General features: G+C 31.3%; 27 protein-coding genes. 10 read left to right on the forward strand and 17 right to left on the reverse strand.

Annotated features, from left to right (window positions below):
• Position 1: 1 nt before the first annotated feature.
• From IM744_RS11190 to IM744_RS11200, 3 genes are all read right to left on the reverse strand, one after another.
• Entirely contained in the window at positions 2 to 1,300 is a 1,299-nt protein-coding gene (locus IM744_RS11190) for a tetratricopeptide repeat protein (RefSeq protein WP_194508228.1), read from the reverse strand.
• Positions 1,301 to 1,394: 94 nt separating this feature from the next.
• Positions 1,395 to 1,946: a DUF4331 family protein gene (locus tag IM744_RS11195; RefSeq protein ID WP_194508229.1), complete on the reverse strand. Its 552-nt coding sequence runs from the start codon at positions 1,944 to 1,946 to the stop codon at positions 1,395 to 1,397.
• A gap of 57 nt (positions 1,947 to 2,003) precedes the next feature.
• Entirely contained in the window at positions 2,004 to 2,666 is a 663-nt protein-coding gene (locus IM744_RS11200; RefSeq protein WP_194508230.1) for a DUF4331 family protein, read from the reverse strand.
• A gap of 152 nt (positions 2,667 to 2,818) precedes the next feature.
• Between IM744_RS11200 and IM744_RS11205 the strand changes: the two genes are divergently transcribed.
• Both IM744_RS11205 and IM744_RS11210 read left to right on the forward strand, forming a co-directional pair.
• Positions 2,819 to 4,006 (forward strand): LETM1-related biofilm-associated protein, encoded by a 1,188-nt coding sequence (locus IM744_RS11205; RefSeq protein WP_194508231.1) that lies wholly within the window; start codon positions 2,819 to 2,821, stop codon positions 4,004 to 4,006.
• 63 nt (positions 4,007 to 4,069) lie between these two features.
• Positions 4,070 to 4,510, forward strand: a complete 441-nt coding sequence (locus IM744_RS11210; protein ID WP_194508232.1) for a J domain-containing protein — start codon at positions 4,070 to 4,072, stop codon at positions 4,508 to 4,510.
• Positions 4,511 to 4,512: 2 nt separating this feature from the next.
• On the opposite strand, the gene IM744_RS11215 is transcribed toward IM744_RS11210, so the two are convergent.
• From IM744_RS11215 to IM744_RS11245, 7 genes are read right to left on the reverse strand one after another with little or no spacing between them, the layout of a single operon-like run.
• The gene (locus IM744_RS11215) at positions 4,513 to 5,268 is read right to left on the reverse strand and encodes a LytR/AlgR family response regulator transcription factor (protein ID WP_194508233.1); all 756 of its coding nucleotides are present in this window, start codon (positions 5,266 to 5,268) and stop codon (positions 4,513 to 4,515) included.
• Between the two features lie 32 nt (positions 5,269 to 5,300).
• Positions 5,301 to 5,624 (reverse strand): 2TM domain-containing protein, encoded by a 324-nt coding sequence (locus IM744_RS11220; RefSeq protein WP_194508234.1) that lies wholly within the window; start codon positions 5,622 to 5,624, stop codon positions 5,301 to 5,303.
• Positions 5,624 to 5,962, reverse strand: coding sequence for a 2TM domain-containing protein (locus IM744_RS11225; protein WP_194508235.1), 339 nt, complete (start codon positions 5,960 to 5,962; stop codon positions 5,624 to 5,626). The genes IM744_RS11220 and IM744_RS11225 overlap by 1 nt, the downstream gene beginning before the upstream one ends.
• Before the next feature lie 6 nt (positions 5,963 to 5,968).
• Positions 5,969 to 6,301: a 2TM domain-containing protein gene (locus IM744_RS11230; protein WP_194508236.1), complete on the reverse strand. Its 333-nt coding sequence runs from the start codon at positions 6,299 to 6,301 to the stop codon at positions 5,969 to 5,971.
• Positions 6,302 to 6,313: 12 nt separating this feature from the next.
• Positions 6,314 to 7,663: a histidine kinase gene (locus IM744_RS11235; RefSeq protein ID WP_194508237.1), complete on the reverse strand. Its 1,350-nt coding sequence runs from the start codon at positions 7,661 to 7,663 to the stop codon at positions 6,314 to 6,316.
• 6 nt (positions 7,664 to 7,669) lie between these two features.
• Positions 7,670 to 8,293 (reverse strand): tetratricopeptide repeat protein, encoded by a 624-nt coding sequence (locus tag IM744_RS11240; protein WP_194508238.1) that lies wholly within the window; start codon positions 8,291 to 8,293, stop codon positions 7,670 to 7,672.
• 4 nt (positions 8,294 to 8,297) lie between these two features.
• A complete protein-coding gene (locus IM744_RS11245) occupies positions 8,298 to 8,720 on the reverse strand; it encodes a DUF2141 domain-containing protein (protein ID WP_194508239.1) in 423 nt (140 codons plus the stop codon).
• 196 nt (positions 8,721 to 8,916) lie between these two features.
• Between IM744_RS11245 and IM744_RS11250 the strand changes: the two genes are divergently transcribed.
• Entirely contained in the window at positions 8,917 to 10,710 is a 1,794-nt protein-coding gene (locus IM744_RS11250; protein ID WP_194508240.1) for a serine hydrolase, read from the forward strand.
• A 47-nt stretch (positions 10,711 to 10,757) separates the two neighbouring features.
• Here the strand turns inward: IM744_RS11250 and IM744_RS11255 are convergent, their stop codons facing one another.
• Complete coding sequence (locus IM744_RS11255) at positions 10,758 to 11,186, reverse strand: hypothetical protein (protein WP_194508241.1); 429 nt, start codon at positions 11,184 to 11,186, stop codon at positions 10,758 to 10,760.
• 227 nt (positions 11,187 to 11,413) lie between these two features.
• Between IM744_RS11255 and IM744_RS11260 the strand changes: the two genes are divergently transcribed.
• On the forward strand, positions 11,414 to 11,794 hold the full coding sequence (locus IM744_RS11260) for a hypothetical protein (RefSeq protein ID WP_194508242.1): 381 nt from the start codon (positions 11,414 to 11,416) through the stop codon (positions 11,792 to 11,794).
• Between the two features lie 88 nt (positions 11,795 to 11,882).
• Here IM744_RS11260 and IM744_RS11265 read toward each other — a convergent pair whose 3' ends face one another.
• On the reverse strand, positions 11,883 to 12,815 hold the full coding sequence (locus IM744_RS11265; protein WP_194508243.1) for a peptidylprolyl isomerase: 933 nt from the start codon (positions 12,813 to 12,815) through the stop codon (positions 11,883 to 11,885).
• Positions 12,816 to 12,916: 101 nt separating this feature from the next.
• Between IM744_RS11265 and IM744_RS11270 the strand changes: the two genes are divergently transcribed.
• Positions 12,917 to 13,369, forward strand: a complete 453-nt coding sequence (locus IM744_RS11270) for a hypothetical protein (protein ID WP_194508244.1) — start codon at positions 12,917 to 12,919, stop codon at positions 13,367 to 13,369.
• Between the two features lie 106 nt (positions 13,370 to 13,475).
• On the opposite strand, the gene IM744_RS11275 is transcribed toward IM744_RS11270, so the two are convergent.
• A complete protein-coding gene (locus tag IM744_RS11275; protein ID WP_194508245.1) occupies positions 13,476 to 15,677 on the reverse strand; it encodes an ATP-dependent DNA helicase RecQ in 2,202 nt (733 codons plus the stop codon).
• Between the two features lie 86 nt (positions 15,678 to 15,763).
• Here IM744_RS11275 and IM744_RS11280 point away from each other — a divergent pair, with 86 nt between their 5' ends.
• The 3 genes from IM744_RS11280 to lptB all read left to right on the forward strand — a co-directional run bounded on the left by IM744_RS11280 (position 15,764) and on the right by lptB (position 18,431).
• A complete protein-coding gene (locus IM744_RS11280) occupies positions 15,764 to 16,729 on the forward strand; it encodes a KpsF/GutQ family sugar-phosphate isomerase (RefSeq protein ID WP_194508246.1) in 966 nt (321 codons plus the stop codon).
• On the forward strand, positions 16,729 to 17,559 hold the full coding sequence (gene tatC / locus IM744_RS11285) for a twin-arginine translocase subunit TatC (RefSeq protein ID WP_194508247.1): 831 nt from the start codon (positions 16,729 to 16,731) through the stop codon (positions 17,557 to 17,559). Before IM744_RS11280 ends, tatC begins: the two co-directional genes overlap by 1 nt.
• Before the next feature lie 92 nt (positions 17,560 to 17,651).
• Positions 17,652 to 18,431, forward strand: a complete 780-nt coding sequence (gene lptB, locus IM744_RS11290) for an LPS export ABC transporter ATP-binding protein (RefSeq protein ID WP_194508248.1) — start codon at positions 17,652 to 17,654, stop codon at positions 18,429 to 18,431.
• A 53-nt stretch (positions 18,432 to 18,484) separates the two neighbouring features.
• Here lptB and IM744_RS11295 read toward each other — a convergent pair whose 3' ends face one another.
• The 3 genes from IM744_RS11295 to IM744_RS11305 are packed head-to-tail and all read right to left on the reverse strand — an operon-like array spanning position 18,485 to position 20,788.
• Positions 18,485 to 19,081 (reverse strand): LURP-one-related/scramblase family protein, encoded by a 597-nt coding sequence (locus tag IM744_RS11295; protein ID WP_194508249.1) that lies wholly within the window; start codon positions 19,079 to 19,081, stop codon positions 18,485 to 18,487.
• 21 nt (positions 19,082 to 19,102) lie between these two features.
• Positions 19,103 to 20,008, reverse strand: a complete 906-nt coding sequence (locus IM744_RS11300) for a DUF808 domain-containing protein (protein WP_194508250.1) — start codon at positions 20,006 to 20,008, stop codon at positions 19,103 to 19,105.
• A 21-nt stretch (positions 20,009 to 20,029) separates the two neighbouring features.
• Complete coding sequence (locus IM744_RS11305) at positions 20,030 to 20,788, reverse strand: CDP-alcohol phosphatidyltransferase family protein (RefSeq protein ID WP_194508251.1); 759 nt, start codon at positions 20,786 to 20,788, stop codon at positions 20,030 to 20,032.
• 124 nt (positions 20,789 to 20,912) lie between these two features.
• Between IM744_RS11305 and IM744_RS11310 the strand changes: the two genes are divergently transcribed.
• Together IM744_RS11310 and lnt are read left to right on the forward strand one after the other, a co-directional pair.
• Positions 20,913 to 21,977 carry a putative type IX sorting system protein PorV2 gene (locus IM744_RS11310; protein ID WP_194508252.1) on the forward strand — a complete coding sequence of 355 codons (1,065 nt, stop codon included), beginning with the start codon at positions 20,913 to 20,915 and terminating at the stop codon, positions 21,975 to 21,977.
• Positions 21,977 to 23,575: an apolipoprotein N-acyltransferase gene (lnt, locus tag IM744_RS11315; protein ID WP_194508253.1), complete on the forward strand. Its 1,599-nt coding sequence runs from the start codon at positions 21,977 to 21,979 to the stop codon at positions 23,573 to 23,575. The genes IM744_RS11310 and lnt overlap by 1 nt, the downstream gene beginning before the upstream one ends.
• A gap of 81 nt (positions 23,576 to 23,656) precedes the next feature.
• On the opposite strand, the gene IM744_RS11320 is transcribed toward lnt, so the two are convergent.
• A complete protein-coding gene (locus tag IM744_RS11320; RefSeq protein ID WP_194508254.1) occupies positions 23,657 to 25,051 on the reverse strand; it encodes a sugar transferase in 1,395 nt (464 codons plus the stop codon).
• Positions 25,052 to 25,103: the final 52 nt, after the last annotated feature.

Consider the following 25,103-nt stretch of genomic DNA (forward strand, 5'->3'; position numbering starts at 1 on the left):
TTTACAGTTGATTAATTTTATCTTCCATAGTTGGTCCTAACTCATAAAGGCTAGCCAATAATTCTTTTTTAAGCGGTTTAACATCCTCTGTTCTACCTGCAGCTTTATAAATTTCTGCGACGTGAAAGAGTGTTTCTGGCTCGTATGTTTTATTGATAATATGCTGATCTACAATTTGTAATGCGCCTTCTAAATTTCCGTTTTTAAAATATGACCATGCCAATAAATCATAAGATTGAGGTGTTGGTCTATTTTTAATTTCGGTTTTAGCTATTGCTATGGCATCCTCTAATTGTATATTTTCATCTGTATACAAAAGCACATTGTATTTATTATACATATCTCCATAAGCTTCATTTTGCATGGCAATATGATATAAGTCTAATTGAGATTTACTCATTTCTAGATCCCCTTTATAATCTGCAATTTCAGACTTCAATAAATAATAATCTGGAGCTTTGTAATTTTCGATTACTGTATTTAAAATACGAAGTGCTTCATCTGGATTTTTTTCGTGAGAATAGACAATCCAAGCGATCCCCTTTTTTGCATACGCGTCATTTGGATCTAATTCTAATGCTTTTAGAAAATGAGCATACGATTTTTCAACCTCTCCTGCATGACCATAAAAATCTGCAATGTTAGTGTAAGACCATTGTTTTAATCCTTTTAAATTAGATGACTCTGCAATAGCCATTGCTTTTTCCATATACTTTATGGCAGCATCTAGATTTCCTTTATGATCACTCCATTTTGATAAACGAATGAGGTAATCAAAATCATTAAAATTTTCAAATGTATTAAGATATGCTTGTGCTTTTTCATAATTGCCTAATTCTAGGTGTACATCAAAAAGCATTTTTTGAGTTTCTTGTAAACGATCCTTTAACGCTTCTGCTTTTTCTAATAATTCTAAAGCCTCTTTAAATTTATGCTGAGAAATATAGTTGTAAGCTAAACTCTTTAAATATGAAGGATTTTCATATTGAGTTCTTTCATTAACCAATAATAATTCGTTTTCAGCTTTTTTAAGATATTCAACGTCTCCTGTTGTAGAAAAGTATGCTGTATATGTAGATGCCAATTTACTATGGTAACCATATTGATTTGGTGTTTTTTCTAATTTTTCAGACCAAAAGACTTCGTTTTGTTTAGCGCGATCCAGAGTTTTATTTTCTGTCATTGCTAAAAACGTATCATAGTCGTTAGTATCTGTGATTTTTTGAGTGTTATTTTTAGAGCAGTTTGTAAATAGAACTGCAGCTAATACTGTGATTAAAAACGTGTATTTAGAGTTCATATTAGTGTGGTTTTGAGTAATTATTTAGAATTTTATTTATTAAATAATCCTGAAACAGGCTTGTTTGAAGCCCATTTCAGAATTAAAAATTGTATTAATGAGGTGTAGCTAAGTAAGGAAAAGACGATAAAAATGTTTTATCATTACCATCAACATTATCATCAGATAATCCTGGATTATCAGTTCCCATTGGGCCACCAAAGATTAATAATAACTCGGTTGAAATAACATCATCTGCTAAAGCACGACCTGTTAATACATTTGTACCATCAAAAAATGTTGTAGTTCCTGTAAGTGAAACAGTCAACACATCTGTTGCTAATGCACCTGTAAATGTTGGTGCATCCCATGTTAAAGCGTTTGTTGTGTAACCAGGATTTAAGGCTAATAATCTAGCTTCAAATTTAGATTGAAACGCAGCACCTTGGTTTGAAGGTATTGTTGTATTAAACGCATTTTTATCTGCCATATCTACAAATACTGTATTAATAGCTGGTCGTCCCATTTGATCTTCTTGAGCATAGGTTCCTGTAAAATTAGGTCCTGTTGGTCCTGTTACATTATTATCATCATCATTATTACAATTGTATGCTGAAAGCGATACTAGCAATGCTATTGCTGCTAATTTTATATTATTGAATTTCATGTTTTTTGTATTTAATTTTTAAAAAATTGTTTTTCTTCGGAAATATGAAGGACCACTCTATTGTTTTCTTTTAGATTCTACCCAGATGTTAACCGAATCTCCAGATCCAACCATAGCTTTTGGTAATTCTACTACTATTGACATTACGTTTGTACCAGCAAAACTATCTGTTCCTGGATCGTTAAATGAACTGATACCATTATCTGGTGTCAAAATATCTCCATAACGGAAAAAGTCCATAAAGAAAGGATCATCTCTTGGTCCAGCAAAAAAGTTCATACCATTGTTAGATTCTACAATTGTACTAGCACTATAAGAAGTAATATCAACAGTATTCATAATAGCTGTACTTGATAAGATTGTACTATTTAATCCAGATTGCGAAGGTGCAATTGGTCCAAAGAAATACATTTTACCATCTCTTGGAGTTGCTTGGATAACTAAATCTGCTACTGCATCTCCATCGTTATCAATATTAAACTCTACTAATACATTCTCATCAAAAGCTGCTGCATCTGTATCTGCAGGACTTATCAATCCTTGTACGTTTGCAACAAAAACAATGTTGTTGTTGTTTTCTTGACTTTGAAATGCATAAATGTCTGTGATATCACTTGTACCACCAGCAACTGCAGGAGCATCAATATGATCTGCTGCGATTGCGAAAAAGCCAGCAATTGTTAAAACTGCAGCTCCAATTAAAATTTTAGATTTTTTCATAATACTTTGAGATTTTTGTTAATTATTGTTTTGTCTCTATTCCACCTACGAGAAAATCATAGTTGCGGTTTTATAATTATTTTGATAATCATTAAAAACATTAAATTATCGAAAGAAAAAGGTAACTTTGCATGGTCTTTAAAAATGAATAAATGAACCCATCTACAAGTGGTTGGATAGAAAAATTCTGTTCTGAGTTATTAAAAAACGGGATTCCGTTTAATAACTACAACACGCTGTATACTAGCCTTAAAAGGCATGGATTTATTTATGGTGTCAATGTTAGTGTCACTGATAAAATTGAACATATTCATAAATATTCTGAAGATGAGTTTGCTAAAGTGAACCTCATTACCGGTTTATTTCATATTTATTATTTTAAAAAAGAAAATTTTTCTACTAAAGCATTTATAATTGAACTTTTAGCATTTTACAAAGCACTAGAAGTTGCAGATTTATCACTTTGGGATAAATTAGTAATAGGCAAAAGTGATACTTCTATGTTAGAGCGTTTGATTCATGATCGTATTCAAATAGACGACAATCTATTAACTAGAAATTTTAATAAATCTATTACAAACTCATTATTATTTGTAGATGTACTAGCGTTTGAGGCTTATTTATCAAATGAAGTTGACCCAAAATCTTACGCTGCTCATTTAGAAAGTATCATTGTTGGGACCTTATATAGGTCTTTAAATTCTAAGAGTAAGATTACAGATTATGATAAGGAGATTATTAATATCATTGAATCTTCTGCCTCATATATGGAAGATGACGACATAGATACAGAAGATCTTATCTACGATATAGACTATGATATTGATCCACACGAAAAGAAATATCTTTTAGACTTGATGTGCCTATCTGTTTGGGATGATGAAATATTAGAGCGTTCTGAGTATCAGTTTTTAAAACAACTTATTAAACGCATGGAAATGGATCCCTCTGAAATACAAGATTCTATTTTATCTGTATCTAAATTTCATGTAGAACATAAAAAAGAAGTATTACTATTTCAGCAAAGCAACCCGTTATCTAATTTTTATGAAAACTCATCTCAATTGGTTAATAAATTAATTAGACGTAACAGTAAACGATTGGTAAAAGAAATGCGTCAAAGCAAGGACTTAATGCTACTAATTACCAAATCTACACACTCAGATCTTAGTAAAGAAGAGCAAAAGCGAATGCAAGCTCAATTACTTGATACTTTAAAAACCATACCAAGTTTAGCAATATTTATGCTTCCTGGTGGTGCTATACTATTGCCTTTGTTTGTCAAATTAATCCCTAATTTATTACCATCTGCTTTTGATGATAATAGGATTGAAGAGTAGTATTCCCAGTAAGACTGTAACAAATCTAAATTTAAGCTTACTTATAAAAGTAAAGCTATAGCAATGAATTTACCTAATTACTATCACATTCTTAAGATTGAAAAATCTGAAGATTTAAATACCATCAAAAAAGCATTTAGAACAGAAATCGCTTTATATCATCCAGATAAAAATAAATCGGAAGACTCAAAACCCCATTTTAATTTACTCGTTGAAGCATTTAATGTCTTATCAAATTCAAAGAAACGAGAAATTTATGATGAGATGTTGAATTCTTCGGAAATCAATAAACTCGAAATTATAGAGCCTAAAGCTGAAAGACAGTACAATGAATGGAAAAAAGAATCTAAGAAAAAAGCTAAAACTTACAGAGACTATTCACTTACAGAATTATTATTACTAGACATCTTCTTAGATGCTGGTTTTAGTGGTTTATTTTCTGTTGGTGGAGATTTACTTGAAGGTTTGGGAGATTCTCTAGGTGATGTATTTGATATTTTTTAGTCTTACGACAACCAATCTTTAAAATCTTTTACGCGTTCTCTTGCTACAATCACATCTTGCTCATTAAAATTATTTAACTTAATCTGAAGTCTGGAGTTTGTATAACTCACCATATCTTTAATTGCGTTAATGTTGATGTAGAATTTTCGACTAATCCTGTAGAATTTGTGAGGTTCTAACTCATCTTCAAGTTGTTCTAATGTGGTATCGAGTAAATAATTTCTTCCTTCTAAAGTATATGCATATGTTCCTTTATTTTCACTGTAGAAACATTCTATATCATCTATATTAATCAACTTTAAATGTTGACCAACTTTTACCGAAAATCGTTTTTTATACTCACGCTCAATAGGATTAACCAACAACTTCTTGATATCATCAAAATCTAAAGTAACCGATTGTTGTTTTGGTACACGTTCATTATATTTTGAAACTGCTATTTCCAGATCATCTTCATCTATAGGTTTTAATAAATAATCTATACTATTTAATTTGAATGCTTGCAAAGCGTACTCATCATAAGCTGTAGTAAAAATCACTGCAGATTTGATATCAATAGTTTCAAAAATCTCAAATGACAAACCATCACTAAGCTGGATGTCTAAAAATATCAAATCTGGATGCTCATTATTTTGAAACCACTCTATAGATTCTTCAACAGAGTGTAACATTGTTTCTGCTTCCATATCTAATGCTGTTAACATACGTTGCAATCGTCTTGCTGAAGGTTTCTCGTCTTCTATAATAATGATACTCATTTGTGTGAATTTAATTTTTGGTTGGTTTATAATTATTCGTAACGTTTAATCTCGTTAGAATCTTTGTCCATTAAATCTTTAATTTTCTTCTCTTCCCAATTTTTACCAAAAATTAAACTTGGTAAAAACACAGAACCAGCATGTGATAACAAACCTATTCCCCAAAAAGATAATGTGATAAAATTACGCCATTGAAAATAACTTTCTCCTTCACTTAAATTCTGAATATTGATGTAAACAAAGACTAGATTAACTATAATATAAATTAATAAGTGCGTGTAAAATCCTTTAATTCGTTTAACTCTTTTCGCTGCAAGTCTGTAACGTTCTTTATGTAAAAATTCATTTGTTTCCATTATTCCCAGTGTTTATTATCTTCATCCATCATTTTCTTAATCTTACGTTCTTCCCAGTTTTTTCCGAAGAAAAAATTAGGACCAAAAACTCCTATAAAATGAAATGCCAGTCCTATTCCCCAAAAAAATGCTGTGGAGAATGTTCCGAAGCTAAATAGTTTTACTCCACTAGAGGTTATTAAAATGATGAGAAATAAATTCACAATCACATAAGAAGCCAAGTGCCAATAAAACCCAACAATGGCTTTTACTTTTTTCTGAGCTCTTAGGTATGCTTCTTCTTTTTCCCAAGCTCTTTGAGAGTTTCTATTTCCGAAGGGTTCTATATTATTTTCCATGATATTTTATTCTTTCTGATTAAAAAAACGCTCTTCCTCTTCTATACATTCTTTAAGCTTTTTACTTTCCCAGTTTTTGCCTAAAAAGTAATCAAATCCATAAATTGAAAATGCATGAAATGCTATTCCAATTCCCCATATTAGCCACATAAATACGGACCCGAAGTCAAACAAAGCTTCCTGCAATGTTTTCCCTTCATCCAAATCATCAATAATCTTGATAGTCGATATGGTTGTATTAAAAATAATATAACAAGTAAAATGTATATAAAACGATCTAAGATTTTCTACTTTATCTTTTGCTCTTTTTAATCTATATGCTTCAGTAAATTCTTTCATTGTTATAAAAATTTAATTCCAACGTTGCTCTTCCTCTTCACGCATAAACTTTTCAATTTTACGTTTTTCCCATCCGTTACCTAAAACGCCATCGTTAACATATACTTTATAGGCGTGAAATGCTAATCCCATTCCCCAACCTAACATTGGAAACCAAAACCATTGGATCGTGTTTGGTGTGTAACGAAACCAGATAAAGAATAAAAATGGTATGACGATACAGTAAGAGATTAAACTATAATAAAACTCTTTCATTTCTTCTACACGCTTGCGTGCTCTAATATATCTATCGTCAAAATTTGTTTTTGGTTCTATTGTTTCCATGATTGATACTTGTTTTGTAAGCATTGGTATTGCTACCGCAAATCTGCTTGTTGATTGATTGATTGATACTGTTTTATTTGATAATAATTTATAGCGTTGTTTGATGTTTTCTAATCCAACTCCACTACTCTTTTTCACTATTTGTTTTGGCTGAAGGTTGTTTTCTACGATGAGCATACCTCCAGATTCATAAATTTTAATGTGCAATGGTTTGCTACTTGTTACCATATTATGTTTTACTGCATTTTCTAACAATAATTGTAAAGACAGCGGTACAACTTTACTTTCTGGATTTGTAGCTTGTTCTGGAATTTCAAAAATAATACTGTCTTCAAAACGCATTTTTAAAAGCGACATGTAGGTTTTTGCAAATTTCAACTCTTCGTCAACTGTAATTAAATCTTTGTTTTTTTGTTCTAAAACATATCTATATACTTTAGATAAAGAGGTTGTAAACTTTTGTGCATTTTTTGGATTCTCCTCAATTAAACTGGTTAATACATTTAAGCTGTTGAATAAAAAATGTGGATCTAATTGATTTTTTAAAGCATCAAACTTTGCGCTTGCAGTTCCTGCAATGACCTTTTGCTCTTTAATTTTGTTCTTCTGATACTTGTTATAGAAAAATATCACATGGAATACTGAAACAATTGTTAATGTAATCCATAACCCAAAAGCATAACCTCCTTGCCATGTTTCATTTTTAATGAATATTTCAAAAGAGACATCATATAATAACATTGATGTTGTTGCTCTTAAAAGAAACAAACCAATTAAGGTAATGATTGTAGAACCAATGATTCCTATTACAACACGTTTTATGGTATCACCCTTTATCCAGTTGCGACGCTCCATGTAATCAAAGAAAGTCATATTAGAGAACCCAAGAACAAAACCATATAGTTGATAAAAACTAAAATCAATTAAAAAATCATTAACTGTTTTATAATCAAACCCTCCAGAAATCAAATTTCCTACGAGCCAAACAACAGAACCTATACTTATGGTTAAAATGATATTTTTGATTGGTTTTGTCATAATATTTTACTCTTTACAAGATTTTAAAACCTGTTCTGCACGTTCTATTCCCCAAGATGGATGTAAGTTGCTTTCTGGTTTAAAGGTAACAAAAAGTTCAATGGATTTTTCTATCTCAGCACAAAACGGTTTAGTATCTTGACTAAAATATCTAGCGCTTCCCATTGCCCAATCTGCTTTGTTAAATGCTACTCTTGGGTTTTCTGGAGCTAGTTTATAAGCCTTATTATATAGTTCTGTTATTTTTCCAGCATATTTCATTCCGTAGACTGCGCCATCATAAGCAACCCAATTGGTTAAAACCTGTGCTTGCATCACAAGAATCTCTGGATTATCTTTACTAATTGCCATGGCACTATTAATATGTTCTTGTGCTTTATCTAACTGTGCTTTTAAAACTTTTTCATCTTTCTCTCCCCAACTTTTTAAACTATTAATTTGTGCTATGTAATAATGAGGTAACCACTCGTTGGCTTCTGCATTAGAAATACGTTCAAACATATTTTCTGCTTCGTCAGTATTGTTTTCTTGCCAAAGTTTAAAAGCTTTTTGCATTCCTTTTTCATAATTGGTTTGTGCAGATGTAATTCCTGAAACCAAAATAATTGCGATGATTATTAATTTTTGCATGATATTATAGTGTTATAATTTGTGTTATTGATTTATCTTTTACTTCAAATTTCGCGTCTTCCCATTTTGGTGGCCCCATAAATCCTGTGGCATTATTTGAGCAACCATAATCTTCTTTTGGGATTCCTAGAAAATTACTATCCATTTTATTATTATCATTTTCATCGTGAAACATCGAGATTGCATAAACCCCTTTTGGGATATTTTTAAATGTAACTTCACAACTATTACCTGTTATTTTAGTCATCGTTGATTGTAATCTTGTGTTTAAAAAAGCCCCTTCAGAGTCGTAAACTGCAACATACACTTTTCCTTTGTTACTCTCAAGGTTATTAATTTTCACAGTAATATCTTGTCCAGATACTGTTTGCGCATTTAGTAATTGACTAAATAATAAGAAAATGAAAATTTTGACTATTGTGCTCATGATATTTTGTTTTATACTGAAATTGTTTCAGCTTGATTGATGAGACAAATATCTAACAGAAGTCTTCATTTAAAAAAAGAGAATAACCGAACTGTTATTTCTTCATGACGAATTGTATAATAATTAAAGAATTAAGTAACTTATCACAATAAATAGCTACTAATCAATTATCTAGTCTAACACAAAAACCAATACAATGAAAAAATTAGCTTTACTCACATTAGGTTTTCTTATTACCTTCTCAATTAACTCACAAGATAAACGACTTAAAAATGTCGAAAAAGAATTAAACAAAATTCTTGAATTAACTAATGCTGCTGGTTTTGCTGTTGCAGTTGTTGAAGGCGACAAAATTATTTACGCTCAAGGTTTTGGATATCGAGACTATGAAAATAAAGTTCCTGTAGATGCCAATACACTTTTTGCTATTGGTTCATCTACAAAGGCATTTACCTCATCAATTCTAGGGATATTAAGAGCTGATGAAAAACTCTCTTTTGATGACCAACCAAGAAAACACATTCCAGAATTAGAGTTCTTTAATAATAACATGAATAATAATATCATCATTAAAGATTTAATGCGACACAGTACTGGATTACCTCGTCACGATGGTTCATGGTATTATTTCCCTACTCATGATAAAGACAGTCTTTTAATGCGTATGAAACATCATGAACCATTTACTGGAATTAGACAACAATGGTATTATAATAACTTTGGTTTTTTAACACAAGGAGTTATTGCTGAACGTATTACTGGAAAAAGCTGGGAAGATAACTTAAAAGAGCACTTCTTTACTCCTTTAGAAATGACTAGAACAAATGCTACAATTGCCGAAATGAAATCGGCAAGTAATGCATCGTATGGTTATGAAGTGAAAGATGATATCATCAAAAAAATGGACTATTATGATATTGCTGGAATGTCTCCTGCAGGAAGTATAAACAGTAGTGTTAATGATATGTCTAAATGGTTAATGACTTGGATTAATGATGGAAAATATAAAGGGGAAGAAATTATTCCTGAGAGCTATATCAATGAAGCCATGAGTTCACAAATGGTTGTTGGTGCTAATATTCCTGATGATAAGTTTCCAGACATACATTTTGCGAATTATGGTTATGGTTGGTTTTTACAATCATACAAAGGTCATTATCGTGTTGAGCATGGAGGAAACATTGATGGTTTCTCTGCTAACGTCGCATTTTTTCCAAGTGACAACATTGGTATTGTTGTGTTAGCCAATCAAAATGGTTCATCTGTACCAACGTTAGTTAGAAATATTATTGCTGATCGAATGATTGGTGAAGAGCGTACAGATTGGATTGGACGTTATGAAGAAAACATAGAAAAAGGTAAAAAAGCTCAAGAAGAAGTTGAGGAAAACTCTGAAACGTCCTATGTAAAAAACACAAAACCTTCACATATTAATCTAGATTACACTGGGTCTTATTCAAATGAAGGTTATGGTAAGTTTAATATTTACGTAGAGAACGATTCGTTGTTTTCAAAACTCAATGGAGACAAAACCTATCTACACCATTATCATTATGATGTATTTGAAATAATTGATGTTTCTGAAGGTAAAGTAGACACAACTCAATATGGAAAATCTGTAAAAGTGACATTTACAACTAACAATGCTGGCGATATTTCTGATGGAAAGATCAAAATAGAACCTACATTAGATGCTATTGCATTTAAACGCACTCCAAATACGATTGATGTAGATACAAAAACATTAGAAATGTATACTGGAGCGTATGATATTTCTGGAACAGAAATAAAAGTTTACATTAAAAATGAGATACTTTATGTCTTTGTAAAAGGCCAACCAGAATATGAACAAATCTCAACAGCTAAACATAAATTTTCATTCAAGACTTTGGAAGGTTTTAAAATTGAATTTTTAGAATCTGAAGATGGCTCGATAGAAGCGATAAAAATGATTCAGCCCAATGGAACGTTCGTAGCAAAACGAAAATAACAACTATTACTTAGATAAAAAAAGCACTCATTTAAATGAGTGTTTTTTTAATCTTCAACCTCAGCTAAAATTTTATCTGTTGCCCATTGCACAGCTGCATCAATAGAACTAAAGCGTTTAATTTTTTTATTGAAAAATAAGTTTTCAACGAAAGAATTCATGAAACTACCTTGTGTGTACCCAACCACTCCATAACCTTTCAAATTATAACTGTGTTTAAAAAAATGGAGCCAATCAACAGGCTTAACTGCATAAGAATTTATACGATGAGAGATATAAATTATATCATTTCCATCTGTATCAAAAAAAGAAGAGACATCCTCAACTATTTTTTTAGCATGAAGCTCCCAAGAAAACGTAATTCCTTGATTAATTTCGGAAATAACAAACCCATCGAAGACAAACACATTACCGAAATCATAATTAAATTCATTTAAAATATTCTTACATAGTTCGGAACCTCTAATACTACCCATTTTTTTTAGCTTATTTTTAATTTTTGAAATATTATATATTTGATAAGCAAAATTTGTATAACAAATTATATTTCACTTTGAATTCGATTGTTTTATATTAAGACCCAAACATTTAGATATAGTCACAAAGCACACATAATCAATCAATTATTTTAAACATTCATAAAAAAAGTGATACACACGTTATACGATTAATTTAAAAACACCATATTAAAAACAACAACTTTTTGAAGCATTTTCTAATTATTTTATCAGTTTTAGCAATCTTTTTAATTGCTATTTATGGAGGCCTACATTTCTTCGGAAATCTTATCTATAACACAAAATCTTGCGATCGATTTAACATTGATAATATAGAATTAAGAACTGGTGTTAATATTCCTAAAATCGTCACTTCAAATTGCGAATGTAAAGACAATAACAAAATATCAAAATTTATTATTGACAGTGTCAAAGTTGACTTAGATGATTATATTTCTAAAAATGAATTCACACGCGTTGGCAATTTATACGTGAAAGAAAATGATAATAGTAATTCCACATACAAAGTCACTTTTGAGAAGCAAACAGCAGAACTCATTATAAACTTAACATATAAAGGTAATTAGCTTTGACTCTTAAAACACATAAAAGCACCAATTATATTGGTGCTTTTTATATATCATATGAGATCCCGTAATAATTTTGGAATCTTGCTTACTTTACATCCATCAATTCTACATCAAATACTAAAATAGCATCTGGTGGAATTACACCTCCTGCTCCTGCAGAACCATAACCTAAATCACTAGGTATTACTAAACGTGCTTTATCACCAACGTTTAATAAACAAATACCTTCATCCCAACCTGCAATTACTTGACCAACTCCAACTTGAAAATCTAATGGTGCATTTCTTTTGTAAGATGAATCAAATACAGTTCCATCTGCTAACTGACCTTTATAATGTACAGATACAGTTTTACCTTTTTCTGCAGCTTTACCAGTTCCTTTTTGAAGAATTTGGTAACGTAATCCGCTTTCTGTTTCTTCAAAACCAGATGCTAATTTATCTAGCTCTGCTCTTCCTGCTTCACGCTCTGCAGCAATTCTTTTCTCTCTAGAACCTTCAAAAGTTCTAAATGCTTCTACAGCATTAAATTTTTCTGCATCTGCTCCTACTCTAACTATTTCTACAGTATTGATGGCATCATCTTGAGTGATAGCGTCAACAACATCTTGTCCTTCTATCACGTTTCCGAAGACCGTATGCTTATTATCCAACCAAGGTGTCTCAATATGGGTTATAAAAAACTGACTTCCATTTGAACCTGGTCCAGAATTTGCCATAGACAAAACTCCTGGTCCATCGTGTCTTAAATCGTGATGAAATTCGTCATCAAACTTATAACCTGGATCTCCAGTTCCTGTACCTTGAGGACAACCACCTTGGATCATAAAATCTGGAATTACTCTGTGAAATTTCAATCCGTCATAATAAGGAGTCCCTTGAGGCTTCACTTTATTTTCTAAATTCCCTTCAGCTAATGCTACAAAGTTACCAACTGTTCCTGGTGTTTTCTGAAATTCTAAAGCGATTAAAATTTCGCCTTTTGTTGTATTAAGTTTTGCGTATAAACCGTCTTGCATTGTATTTAATTTTAATTGAGCTGCAAAGATATGAAACTAAGTGAGAAGCACAATTTGGAATTGCTAGCAATTACTTTAGATTTGTAAAAAATAATATCTAAATGAAATTTATTACCAAATTAAAAGCTGCCTTCGGAAATCCTAGAGCTATGGAGAAATTGCATGTTGATGACCATACAGAAGCCATCATCAATGATATTGAACATCAACCGTTTGGAATCTCTGACGATAATGTCTTATATGCTGGATTAGCAGAACTTGGCGGTTATTACTTTTTTCAAACCATTGTTGTTGGAGCATTTCACACTAAAACAAACAAAGGCGCTCAATTAAAAGTCATTGGTAATGGTTTTGAATTTGATTTAGAATCTGATATGGTAGAATTAGAATCAGACCATTCTAATGTATCTAATAGAAGTATCTCAAAAATTGACTTTCAAATTGAAGAAGTTGATGCTGCTAAAATTAAAAAATCACAGCTTCATAAATTAATATTGACTTGTAAAAAACAGGAAGTTACTTTTTCTATTTATGAAAGTGATGAGGAGGAATAGACACTATATTGAATCAGATTAATTTTATAATAAATAAAAAAAAGACATAAGTAAAACAAGTTTTACTTATGTCTTTAGATTAGTGATTGCAATTAAATAACAATTTCTAATTAGCCACCTCACTAATAAATTTAATACGATATAATCGTAATTCTTCATCATCATAATCACCATCAAATTCCTCAATGGCATCATCTATTTTATCAGTTTCAGATTCCATGAAATAGTCATGAATTTCTTCTTGTTGATCTTCATCCAATATATCATCAATCCAGTAATTGATATTTAATTTAGTTCCAGAAAACACAATAGCTTCCATTTCTTTAATAAAATCTGCCATAGTCATTCCTTTACTAGAAGAAATATCTGTAAGTGGTAATTTTCTATCTACATTTTGAATGATGTATAATTTTATAGCAGAATTTGAACCTGTACTCTTAACCACAAAATCGTCTGGTCTTTCAATCTCATTATCTTCAACATACTGTGAAATTAATGCAACGAAATCTTTTCCATATTTTTTAGCTTTTCCATCTCCAACACCATGAACATTCCCTAATTCTTCTAATGAAATTGGATATTTAAGAGCCATATCTTCTAATGATGGGTCTTGAAAAATCACAAATGGAGGTACACCTAAAGATTTCGCATTTCGCTTTCTTAAATCTTTAAGCATTTTCATTAAAGTTTCGTCTGCAACACCTCCTACTCCTTTTGCAGCAGTTATTATACCATCATCTGTGCCTTCATCAAATACATGATCTTCTGCCATCATGAAAGATTTAGGTGATTTCAAATATTCATGACCTTCATCAGGAATTCTTAAAACACCATACGTCTCTATATCTTTTTTAAGAAAACCTGCAACAAGTACTTGACGAATTAATGCCATCCAATACCGTTTACTTTGATGTTTCCCTATTCCGAAGAAAGGCTGAGCATCTGTTTTATGAGAAGAAATAAGTGCGTTTGTTTCACCAAATAGAACTTGTACTAAATCCTTAGATTTGTATTTTTCATTGGTTTTTTTAACGGTATCTAATACTATAACGACATCACTTTTTGCTTCATTTTGTTTTTTAGGATAACGAACATTATCATCCATATCTCCACCTTCTCCCGTTGCATTATCAAATTCTTCACCAAAATAATGAAGTATAAACTTACGTCTAGACACAGATGTTTCTGCAAAAGCAACAACTTCTTGAAGTAAAGCATGACCAATTTCTTGTTCTGCTACAGGCTTCCCAGACATGAATTTTTCTAATTTCTCAATATCTTTATAAGCGTAATAAGCTAAACAATGACCTTCACCTCCATCACGACCTGCGCGACCTGTTTCTTGATAATAACTTTCTATACTTTTTGGAATATCATGGTGAATCACAAATCTCACATCTGGCTTATCAATTCCCATCCCAAAAGCAATGGTTGCAACAACGACGTCACAATCTTCCATCAAAAACATATCTTGATGTTTGACTCTTGTTTTTGGATCTAATCCTGCATGATAAGGAACCGCCTTAACACCATTAACCTGTAACACTTGTGATAATTCTTCAACACGTTTTCTACTCAAACAGTACACAATACCAGATTTACCATCGTTCTTTTTAACAAAACGAATAATATCTGCATCTACAGTTTTTGTTTTTGGGCGTATTTCGTAATATAAATTTGGTCTATTAAAAGAAGCTTTGAATGTTGTAGCATCTTGTATATCTAAACTCTTTAAAATATCTTCTTGAACCTTTGGCGTAGCAGTAGCTGTTAATCCTATAATAGGAATATTGTCTCCAATACGTTTAATAATATGACGAAGATTTCTATATTCTGGTCTAAAATCGTGTCCCCATTCACTAATACAGTGGGCTTCATCTACAGCCATAAATGAGATAGTAACAGATCTCAAAAACTCAACATGCTCTTCTTTTGTTAAAGACTCTGGAGCGACATATAGTAATTTAGTGACACCATTTACAATATCTTCTTTTACTTGTTTGACTTCAGTTTTATTAAGAGAAGAATTTAGAACATGGGCTACGCCATCATGGTCTGAAATACCTCTAATAGCATCCACCTGATTTTTCATTAGTGCAATTAGTGGTGACACTATTATTGCAGTTCCTTCTGTTATTAGCGCTGGAAGTTGGTAACATAATGACTTTCCTCCGCCTGTTGGCATAATAACAAATACATCCTCACGTGCTACAACACTTTTAATAACGCTTTCCTGAAGTCCTTTAAACTTAGAAAAACCGAAGTGGTGCTTGAGTGCAGAATGTATATCAATTTCTTTTGTACTCATTAATCCCTATTAGTATTTTTGATACATTTGCATAAACCTAAAGATAACAATTTCTTTAAACCCATCAAACTCAAAAAAAATTAATTTTGAACAGTATTCAATCTATCCTTAAAACCGCAAAAAAAACTATAGATTTAGAGCGAGATGCTATAGCTAATTTAAGTCATCTACTCACAGATGATTTTGCTAAAGCGGTCACTTTAATTTATAATTCTAAAGGTCGTGTCATTATTACAGGAATTGGTAAAAGTGCAATCATCGCTAACAAAATTGTAGCTACTTTAAACTCTACTGGTACACCTGCTGTATTTTTGCACGCAGCAGATGCTATTCATGGAGATTTGGGATTAATTTTAGAGGATGATATTGTGATTTGTATTTCTAAAAGTGGAAATACGCCAGAAATTAAAGTACTGGTCCCTTTTATCAAAAACGCTAAAAACAAGTTGATTGCAATCACTGGCAATGATACTTCCTTCTTAGCAAAGCAATCTGATTATATTCTGAATGCTTATGTTGAGCAAGAGGCTTGTCCAAATAATTTGGCGCCAACAACAAGTACAACTGTACAATTAGTTATGGGTGACGCCTTAGCTGTTTGCTTACTAGAACTTCGCGGATTCTCAAGTAAAGATTTTGCTAAATATCATCCAGGAGGTGCTCTAGGAAAACGTTTATATTTACGTGTTAGTGATTTGTCATCTGTCAATCAAAAACCACGAGTTGAACTTAATACAACTGCAAAAAATGTGATTGTAGAAATTTCAGAAAAAATGCTAGGTGTAACCGCTGTTGTTGATAACAATATAATTGCAGGTATCATTACAGATGGTGATTTAAGACGAATGCTTACTAAAAATGATGAATTTATTCACTTAACTGCAAAAGACATCATGAGTAGCAATCCTAAACGAATTGATGAAGATGCTATGGCAATTGATGCTATGGAACTCATGGAGAAGCATGGTATTTCTCAATTGTTAGTTGAAAAAAACGGTGAATACGCTGGTGTTATTCACATTCATGATTTAATAAAAGAAGGTATTATATAATGGCAAAAACAAATACCGATGAGATGTCGTTTCTTGATCATCTCGAAGACTTAAGATGGCATTTAATTAGAATTACAGTGTCTATATTAATATGTGCGTCTGTAGCTTTTATATTTAGTAAAGCAATTTTTAAATATATCATATTTGCTCCAAAGCAAATGGATTTTCCAACCTATAAATGGTTGTGCAAAGCTTCAGAATTTATAGGGATTAATGATACCACGTTTTGCGCTACGGAATTTCCTTTCATTATTCAAAGTAGGGAAATGGCTGCACAATTTTCAGCAGATATATGGACCTCTATTTATGCAGGTTTCATAATTGCTTTCCCATATATTATTTATCAATTTTGGAGCTTTATAAGTCCAGGCTTACATTCTAGTGAACGTAGACATTCTAGAGGTTTTATTATCATCACATCTCTACTCTTTTTTATGGGAGTGCTCTTTGGTTATTATATAGTGACACCTTTATCTATCAACTTTTTAGCCAATTACAGTGTGAGTCCAGAAATTTCTAATGAGTTTGATATTAGTTCATATATCGCATTAATTAGATCTTCGTCTTTAGCATCTGGTTTTGTTTTTGAGTTACCAATAATTATCTATTTTTTAACTAAAATAGGATTGGTGACACCTCAACTCATGAAAAAATACCGAAAATTTGCTCTAGTCATTGTACTTATTTTGTCTGCAATAATCACGCCTCCAGATTTAGCGAGTCAAGTTATTGTTGCAATCCCAATATTATTATTGTATCAAGTAAGTATTTATATTTCTAAAGTTGTGGTTAAAAACCAAAACAAGAAACAGAAAAAAGCTAAAATCTAATATTATTAATGCTGAAATATGAGCGTTAAACTTATAATAAACAAAAAGTAAGTTCTATTGATTTTATTACTTTAGCCATTATTACCTTATTTATGAAAACACTCAGAGCCGAAAATTTGATGAAGTCCTATAATGGGCGAAAAGTAGTAAAAGATGTTTCTCTAGAAGTTAAACAAGGAGAAATTGTTGGATTACTTGGACCAAATGGTGCTGGTAAAACAACATCTTTTTATATGATTGTTGGTCTTATAAAACCAAATGGTGGCAATATTTTCTTAGAAGGTGATAACATTACGAATTTCCCAATGTACAAACGTGCTCAAAATGGGATTGGCTATTTGGCTCAAGAAGCTTCGGTGTTTAGAAAATTAAGTATTGAAGATAACATTTTGAGCGTACTCCAAATGACTAAGCTTAGTAAAAAGGAGCAACTAGACAAAATGGAATATTTGATTGATGAGTTTAGTTTAGAACATATTCGTAAAAGTAGAGGTGATTTATTATCTGGAGGAGAACGTCGTCGTACCGAAATAGCTCGTGCACTTGCTACAGATCCAGATTTCATTTTATTAGATGAACCTTTTGCAGGTGTTGATCCAGTTGCTGTTGAAGACATCCAACGTATTATCGCACAGCTTAGTAATAAAAATATTGGTATTCTTATTACAGATCACAACGTACAAGAGACCTTAGCAATTACAGATAGAACATACTTGATGTTTGAAGGTAGTATTCTAAAAGCTGGAAAACCAGAAGAATTAGCTAGTGACGAAATGGTACGTAAAGTATATTTAGGACAAAATTTTGAGTTACGTAAGAAGAAGTTAAATTTTGAAACAGCACAAAAAACAAAACAAGAAGACTCTATTTAAAACACAAATCTTTATTAGTGTTTTCTACCAATAATTTTATCTAAATACAGATATTACCCTCTTCGTCTCTCCAATAAAACCATCATCATAAATCCTAAAATGATACGCTCGTCATCATCATTATCTATAGGTTTGAGTTTTGAGAGTTTAAATTTTCTTCCGAAGAAAGAAGGTTCCTTTTTTAACTGACAAATATCTTGACCATTTAAATCTGTTACCGTGTAACTTGGATTGAACAAATAGCCTGTAAATCCGCCAAGAATAGGAATATTTCCCAACATATTATCCATCACTTTTACCAAAGCATTATCTTCCCTAATATGGTATTGTAGTTTTTGGTGTTGATCTATCAATTCGTAATGTGCTTTCCAAATTGAAGCCCAACCTTTTCTAGCAATTTTCCCAATCTCTTTACCTTTAGCATCTTTAAAACTATAGGCTGCAGAAAAATCTATCCATTGATCTGCTTTTATCGTATACGTTAAATTAGTTTTATTGGTATTATCATAAATGTCTATAGCTTCCTTCAGCTTAAACATTTTTTCTCTTACATAAGCTACTGTTCTACCACTTGCATCTTTTGCTGTAAAATCGTTAGATAATGTTGTCACATTAAACTTAAAATTTATTGGGAATTTTAAATCTTTCATAAATAAGATATCGTTATTTCTTTAGTGCTTTTTTTCTTCGGAATTATTTTTTTTGGCAAAAGTTAAACCATAAATCCATTTTAAAAATTTAATAACTGTAACCGCTATTGCTCCCACAATTAGGCCTAAAATTAGATCTCTAAGCATGGACGGAATCCCTTCTAAAAAATGATGCAAAAATTCTAAATTATGGGCAAAAATCCCTCCAGCAACTAAAAGTAATGCTATTGTTCCTATAACAGATAAACTCTTAATAATTTTTGGCAAAGCTTGAACTAAAAAACTCCCTATGTAAAAGGTGATATTTTTTTTGCCTTTACTCAACTTTACCAATCGTAAACCAAGGTCATCCATTCTCACAATAACAGCAACGATTCCATATACTCCAATGGTAGCTATAACTGCAACAATAGAAACAACCATAATTTGAAATAATAAATCTTTTCCTACAACAGTACCCAAAGCAATAATTACAATTTCTACGGAAAGTATAAAATCGGTTACAATAGCAGATTTAATTTTAGTTTTCTCTAACTCTAACAACTCTTCTTTTGAAAGCTCAACGCTAGTATCAATCACATGATGTTGTTCGTGTGGCACAAAATACTCGTATATTTTCTCTACACCTTCATAAGCTAAATAAAGACCTCCAAGAACCAAAATAACAATGACTGCCCAAGGTAAAAATGCACTCAACAAAAAGGCTATTGGTAAAATAATTAATTTATTAAGCATTGAGCCTTTTGTAATAGCCCAAAGCACAGGGATTTCTCGAGAGGCTACAAAACCAGAAGCCTTCTCAGCATTTACAGCTAAATCATCTCCTAAAATTCCTGCGGTTTTTTTTGTGGTAATTTTACTCATTGCAGCAACATCATCCATGAGCGCTCCAATATCATCTAACAATGCAAAAAATCCTGATGCCATTATTGAGTTTATAAAGTTTTTTTAAATCGTTTTAGTTGTTACATTCTGAATTATAGAAAGTAGAATATATAATACTATAATTAATGGAATTGCTATAAAATGAAGACCTATCAATAAAACAATTGTTGAAATGATTAGCACATACCTAAACTTATTATTAGCAACACTATAGTCTTTAAATTTTAATGCGAAAAGCTTGATTTTAGAATTCAATAAATAGCAGCTCACTAAAGTAAACGCAATTAAAAACCATTGGTTTAATATTAAATTGGTTGCAAAGCTACTATTCTGAAATTCTATAATTAGAGGTAAAGATAACACCAATAAAGTGTTGGCTGGAGTTGGTAAGCCTTTAAAATAAGTTTGTTGATCTTCATCTATATTGAATTTTGCTAAACGATAGGCAGATGCTAATGTGATAAATAAACCGATAAGAGCATACCACGAAATATCAATTGACCAAGTTGAATTTGTAGACCAATCGTTGAGTGTTTCAATTTCCGGAGCATTAACACTTATTGAAATTAACTTATACATCACAATTCCTGGTACCAAACCACTAGTTACCATATCTGCCAGAGAATCCAATTGAACTCCCAAAGGTCCTTGCACATTAAATTTTCTAGCTAACAAACCATCAAAAAAATCAAAGAAAATACCCAAAAACACAAATACTGCTGCTGCAACAAAATTATTGTGAACAGCAAATATGGCAGCAATACTACCGCAGAACAAATTAAGTAGGGTTACAAAGTTTGGAATATACTTTTTTATTGACATAAATAAGATTTTTGTAAAAATAGCAAACTATTTTCGACAAACACAAAACAAAGACAATATCTCCTTCTTTTTCAAGTTCTCTAGATAGAAAATATTGTGCATCTTTGTAAAAAAATTTTTGCTGTTGAAAAATTACATATTCATTGTTACTTTATTGATTACATTTCTATGCGCTGGTCAAACTAAATATTCTAATGAATTTTTGAATATTGGTGTTGATGCAGCTGCTCTTGGAATGAGTAATAGTGTAGCTTCTCATACTGCAGATGTAAATTCTGGATATTGGAATCCAGCTGGACTTGTTAATCTCGAAGACAGTCAATTAGCACTCTTACATTCTAGTTATTTTGCCAATATTGCCAACTACAATTACATCGCCTTTGCTAAACCCTTAGATGATAAAAGTGCAATTGCTTTATCATTAATTAGATTTGGTGTTGATGATATTTTAGACACAACCCAATTAATTGATGATCAAGGGAATATTAATTATGATCGCGTAAGTTTATTTTCTACAGCAGATTACGCATTAACATTTTCATATGCTAGAAAACTACCTTTAGATGGTTTAAGTTATGGTGTTAACGCTAAAGTTGTAAGACGAATTATTGGTGATTTTGCTAATTCCTGGGGTTTTGGTTTAGATGCAGGAATTCAATTTGAAGGTAAAAATGATTGGAAGTTTGGTATCATGGCAAGAGACATTACTACAACTTTTAATGCTTGGTCTTTTGATGATGATAAATTGGCAGATATTCAAAATGCTATAGAAGGTCAAAATCAAACTGTACCAGAAAGCACAGAGCTTACCATCCCAAAATTACAAATTGGAATGTCTAAAAAATTCATTTTTCATTATGATTACTCATTATTAGCATCATTTGATATGAATGTTAGATTTGAGCAAAACAATGATGTTATATCGTCTTCTTTTGCAAGTTTTAATCCTGCTTTAGGTTTTGAATTTGGTTACACAGACTTAGTCTTTTTAAGAGCTGGTGCTGGTAATTTTCAAAATGAATTGCAATTAGATGATTCTGAAAATTTGACCTTCCAACCTAGTTTAGGATTAGGTTTCAAATACAGAGGTATCCAAATAGATTATGCTTTTACAGATATTGGAGATCAAAGTGCAGCTTTATACTCTAATGTCTTTTCTTTAAAACTCGATTTAAGTATCTTCAAATAGTGAACAAACTTTTACTCTCATTACTTTCAGGAATTATACTCGCATTAGCTTGGCCAACTTACGGTTTTCCTCTTTTACTCTTTTTTGCATTTGTACCATTATTATTGGCAGAACATCAATTACGATTATCTGATGTAAAGCGTAAAGGTCTTAAAGTTTTCGGACTCTCCTATCTCACATTTCTCATTTGGAATGCGATTACCACAAGTTGGTTACGGTTTGCAGATCCATTTGGAGCAGGTTTTGCTGTTTTTGTAAACTCAGCATTAATGGCGCTTATCTTTTTATTGTATCATAAATTTGCAAAAAGACAATCTGCAAACAGATCATTATTGTTTTTGGTTGTACTATGGATAAGTTTTGAGAAATTACATTTAATTTGGGAATTTTCTTGGCCATGGCTTAACCTTGGTAATGGATTTTCAGAGTATATAAGCTGGATTCAATGGTATGAATATACTGGCACTTTTGGTGGTACCCTTTGGGTTTGGATCTTAAATGTACTTATTTTTAAAGGTGTTCTATCCTATCAAAAAGAAAAATCAAAACAGGTTTTAAAATCTTTATTGCTGAAATGTGCTGGACTCATAATTGTTCCTCTTCTTATTTCCTTCGGAATTTATAGTACATATTCACATGAAGGCGAAACAGTTAATGTGATTGCCTTACAGCCTAATATTGATCCGTATTCGGAAAAATACAACATGACTAATTTAAAATTTGCAGAGCTATTTTTTGAATTATCTAATTCAAAAATCACAGACTCTACAGATTTCATCATTGCTCCTGAAACTTTTTTAGCAGAAAGTACACGACTTAGACAATTTAATAATTCGTTATTAAAAAACAAGTTTGATCGCTATGTTCTTGAACATCCCAATGTGAATCTCTTGACTGGGATTTCATTTTATAACATGTTTAATGATAAGAACAAAATTAGAAAAGAAACTAATGTTTACAAATACACGCCAAACACTTGGTATGATGATTATAACTCTGCTCTTTTAATTAATAGCTTGGATTCTGTTCAACAATACAACAAATCAAAACTGGTTGTTGGTGTTGAAAATTTCCCATATCAAGATATTTTAAAACCTCTAATTGGAGATTTTATGATTGACCTTGGTGGTACTGTTTCCATGAAAACAACACAAGATTACAGAGGTGTTTTTACATCATCAAATTCAAAGTTTAAAGCAGCTCCTATTATTTGTTATGAATCTGTGTATGGTGAGTTTGTAACTGGTTATGTTAGAAATGAAGCCAATTTTTTAGCAATCATAACTAATGATGCTTGGTGGAATGAAACCCAAGGTCATAAACAACATTTAAGTTATGCTAAACTTAGAGCTGTAGAAACACGACGTGATATTGTAAGAAGTGCTAATACTGGTATCTCAGCGATTATAAATGCTAAAGGAGAGATTACAAGTAGTCTTCCTTACGGAGAAAAAGGCGCACTATCAGGACAAATCATTACCAATAATAAAATTACTTTTTATGTTATGGCTGGTGATTATATAGCTAGAATTAGTGTTTTTATTCTGATTTTTGTTGGATTGATTGGATTCTTCCGAAGAAAAAAAGAACAACTTTAGCTTTAATAAGAAGCTATTATAAAAAGTTTAGCAGAGAACTTCAAGAACATTAGCAACCACTAAATACTACAAACAAACTACTTATTGTCCTCTATAGTAAAGAATAGTACTGAGCGTTTTAACGACAATATTGATATCTAAAAACACACTTCTGTGTTTGATATAATACAAATCATACTGAAGTTTTGTTAAGCTATCATCAACAGACGATCCATAACGTGTATTTACTTGTGCCCAACCCGTAAGTCCGGGTTTTACAATGTGTCGTGTTTCGTAAAAAGGAATTATCCTTGAGAGTTCATTCACAAAAAACGGACGTTCAGGACGTGGACCAATGATACTCATATCGCCTCTAAGAACATTAATAAACTGAGGGATTTCATCAATTCTAGAACGTCTTAAAAACATACCAAACTTGGTAATTCTTGAATCATTTTTTTGCGCCCATTTTGCACCTCCTGTTTCAGCATTTACAATCATACTTCGCAGTTTTACAATTTGAAATAGATTTCCGTTTCGACCTACTCTCTCTTGAAAATAAAACAGAGGACCTTTGTTTGCTATAAAATTTCCGAGGATAATAAATGGTAAAATAACTGCACCAAAACATAAGCCTATTACTGAAAATAAAATATCAAATGTTCTATGAAAAAACAGATATAATGTATTTTGATTACTACGACTAAAAGGAAAATACTTATAAAAATCTTTACCAACAAACTGAATAGGAACACGATACGTTATTTCTTCAAAAACTTGAGTATATTCTCTAATAATAAATCCTTGATCTAAAAGAGAAATAAGATCGTGATAAATTTCTGCAGTAATAGTCTCTGAATTATAACTAGCTACAAGTATTTCAGAAATTTTCTCATCTCTAATAACCTGAAGCAAGTTTTTAGATTCAAATTCTTTTAAGCCTTTAAATTTTATTGGTGATTCTGCTTCAGCTTCAGAGTTAATAAACCCTACAATTTTATAGTTAGGGTCAGATTGATTTAAGGGTTTTATAATGTTTTCAATATTTGAAATTTCACCTACAAGAAGCACTTTTTTATAAAATCTAGGTGTAGATATGAAAGTGATATAAGCCCATCTCCAAAGAAAAATCATGGTTATGATACATAAATAAAAATATACGATTTCAAGTCTTTGTATAGGAAGAAATGGTGTTAATACAGGCGTTAAAAGATAAAACAATACTGTTGTAGATACTGTTAAGACAATATTTCTAAACGTAACATCTAATTTACTTGACTTTTGAAGATCATAAATCTCGAAAATTGTACCAAAAACGGTTATGTATATTGCTAAAACTATGAGATAACCCAGATTATCTTTAGCTACTGTTATATAATCAAAATCCATACATATTTCTAAAAGATACAAACCAAGAATCACGACACATATGTCTATGATACGAAGTAATACTTTACGCTCAGAAATTTCAAAATGTATGTCTTTTTTACGACTCATTGTTTTTAAAAAAGGGCTTTTGTAAATATAATAAGTTATGTTACATTTTAAC

The sequence above is a fragment of the Psychroserpens luteus genome, assembly GCF_015319355.1.
Taxonomy (GTDB): domain Bacteria; phylum Bacteroidota; class Bacteroidia; order Flavobacteriales; family Flavobacteriaceae; genus Psychroserpens; species Psychroserpens luteus.

Coding starts and splice junctions, on each gene's coding strand:
- IM744_RS11235 (WP_194508237.1), bottom strand. CDS start 7,663: ATGACAAAACCAATCAAAAATATCATTTTAACCATAAGTATAGGTTCT.
- IM744_RS11190 (WP_194508228.1), bottom strand. CDS start 1,300: ATGAACTCTAAATACACGTTTTTAATCACAGTATTAGCTGCAGTTCTA.
- IM744_RS11265 (WP_194508243.1), bottom strand. CDS start 12,815: ATGCAAGACGGTTTATACGCAAAACTTAATACAACAAAAGGCGAAATT.
- IM744_RS11270 (WP_194508244.1), top strand. CDS start 12,917: ATGAAATTTATTACCAAATTAAAAGCTGCCTTCGGAAATCCTAGAGCT.
- tatC (WP_194508247.1), top strand. CDS start 16,729: ATGGCAAAAACAAATACCGATGAGATGTCGTTTCTTGATCATCTCGAA.
- IM744_RS11195 (WP_194508229.1), bottom strand. CDS start 1,946: ATGAAATTCAATAATATAAAATTAGCAGCAATAGCATTGCTAGTATCG.
- IM744_RS11220 (WP_194508234.1), bottom strand. CDS start 5,624: ATGGAAACAAATGAATTTTTACATAAAGAACGTTACAGACTTGCAGCG.
- IM744_RS11275 (WP_194508245.1), bottom strand. CDS start 15,677: ATGAGTACAAAAGAAATTGATATACATTCTGCACTCAAGCACCACTTC.
- IM744_RS11320 (WP_194508254.1), bottom strand. CDS start 25,051: ATGAGTCGTAAAAAAGACATACATTTTGAAATTTCTGAGCGTAAAGTA.
- IM744_RS11245 (WP_194508239.1), bottom strand. CDS start 8,720: ATGAGCACAATAGTCAAAATTTTCATTTTCTTATTATTTAGTCAATTA.
- IM744_RS11200 (WP_194508230.1), bottom strand. CDS start 2,666: ATGAAAAAATCTAAAATTTTAATTGGAGCTGCAGTTTTAACAATTGCT.
- IM744_RS11225 (WP_194508235.1), bottom strand. CDS start 5,962: ATGGAAAATAATATAGAACCCTTCGGAAATAGAAACTCTCAAAGAGCT.
- IM744_RS11305 (WP_194508251.1), bottom strand. CDS start 20,788: ATGTCAATAAAAAAGTATATTCCAAACTTTGTAACCCTACTTAATTTG.
- IM744_RS11210 (WP_194508232.1), top strand. CDS start 4,070: ATGAATTTACCTAATTACTATCACATTCTTAAGATTGAAAAATCTGAA.
- IM744_RS11205 (WP_194508231.1), top strand. CDS start 2,819: ATGAACCCATCTACAAGTGGTTGGATAGAAAAATTCTGTTCTGAGTTA.
- lptB (WP_194508248.1), top strand. CDS start 17,652: ATGAAAACACTCAGAGCCGAAAATTTGATGAAGTCCTATAATGGGCGA.
- IM744_RS11230 (WP_194508236.1), bottom strand. CDS start 6,301: ATGAAAGAATTTACTGAAGCATATAGATTAAAAAGAGCAAAAGATAAA.
- IM744_RS11240 (WP_194508238.1), bottom strand. CDS start 8,293: ATGCAAAAATTAATAATCATCGCAATTATTTTGGTTTCAGGAATTACA.
- IM744_RS11295 (WP_194508249.1), bottom strand. CDS start 19,081: ATGAAAGATTTAAAATTCCCAATAAATTTTAAGTTTAATGTGACAACA.
- IM744_RS11300 (WP_194508250.1), bottom strand. CDS start 20,008: ATGGCATCAGGATTTTTTGCATTGTTAGATGATATTGGAGCGCTCATG.
- IM744_RS11215 (WP_194508233.1), bottom strand. CDS start 5,268: ATGAGTATCATTATTATAGAAGACGAGAAACCTTCAGCAAGACGATTG.
- IM744_RS11250 (WP_194508240.1), top strand. CDS start 8,917: ATGAAAAAATTAGCTTTACTCACATTAGGTTTTCTTATTACCTTCTCA.
- IM744_RS11255 (WP_194508241.1), bottom strand. CDS start 11,186: ATGGGTAGTATTAGAGGTTCCGAACTATGTAAGAATATTTTAAATGAA.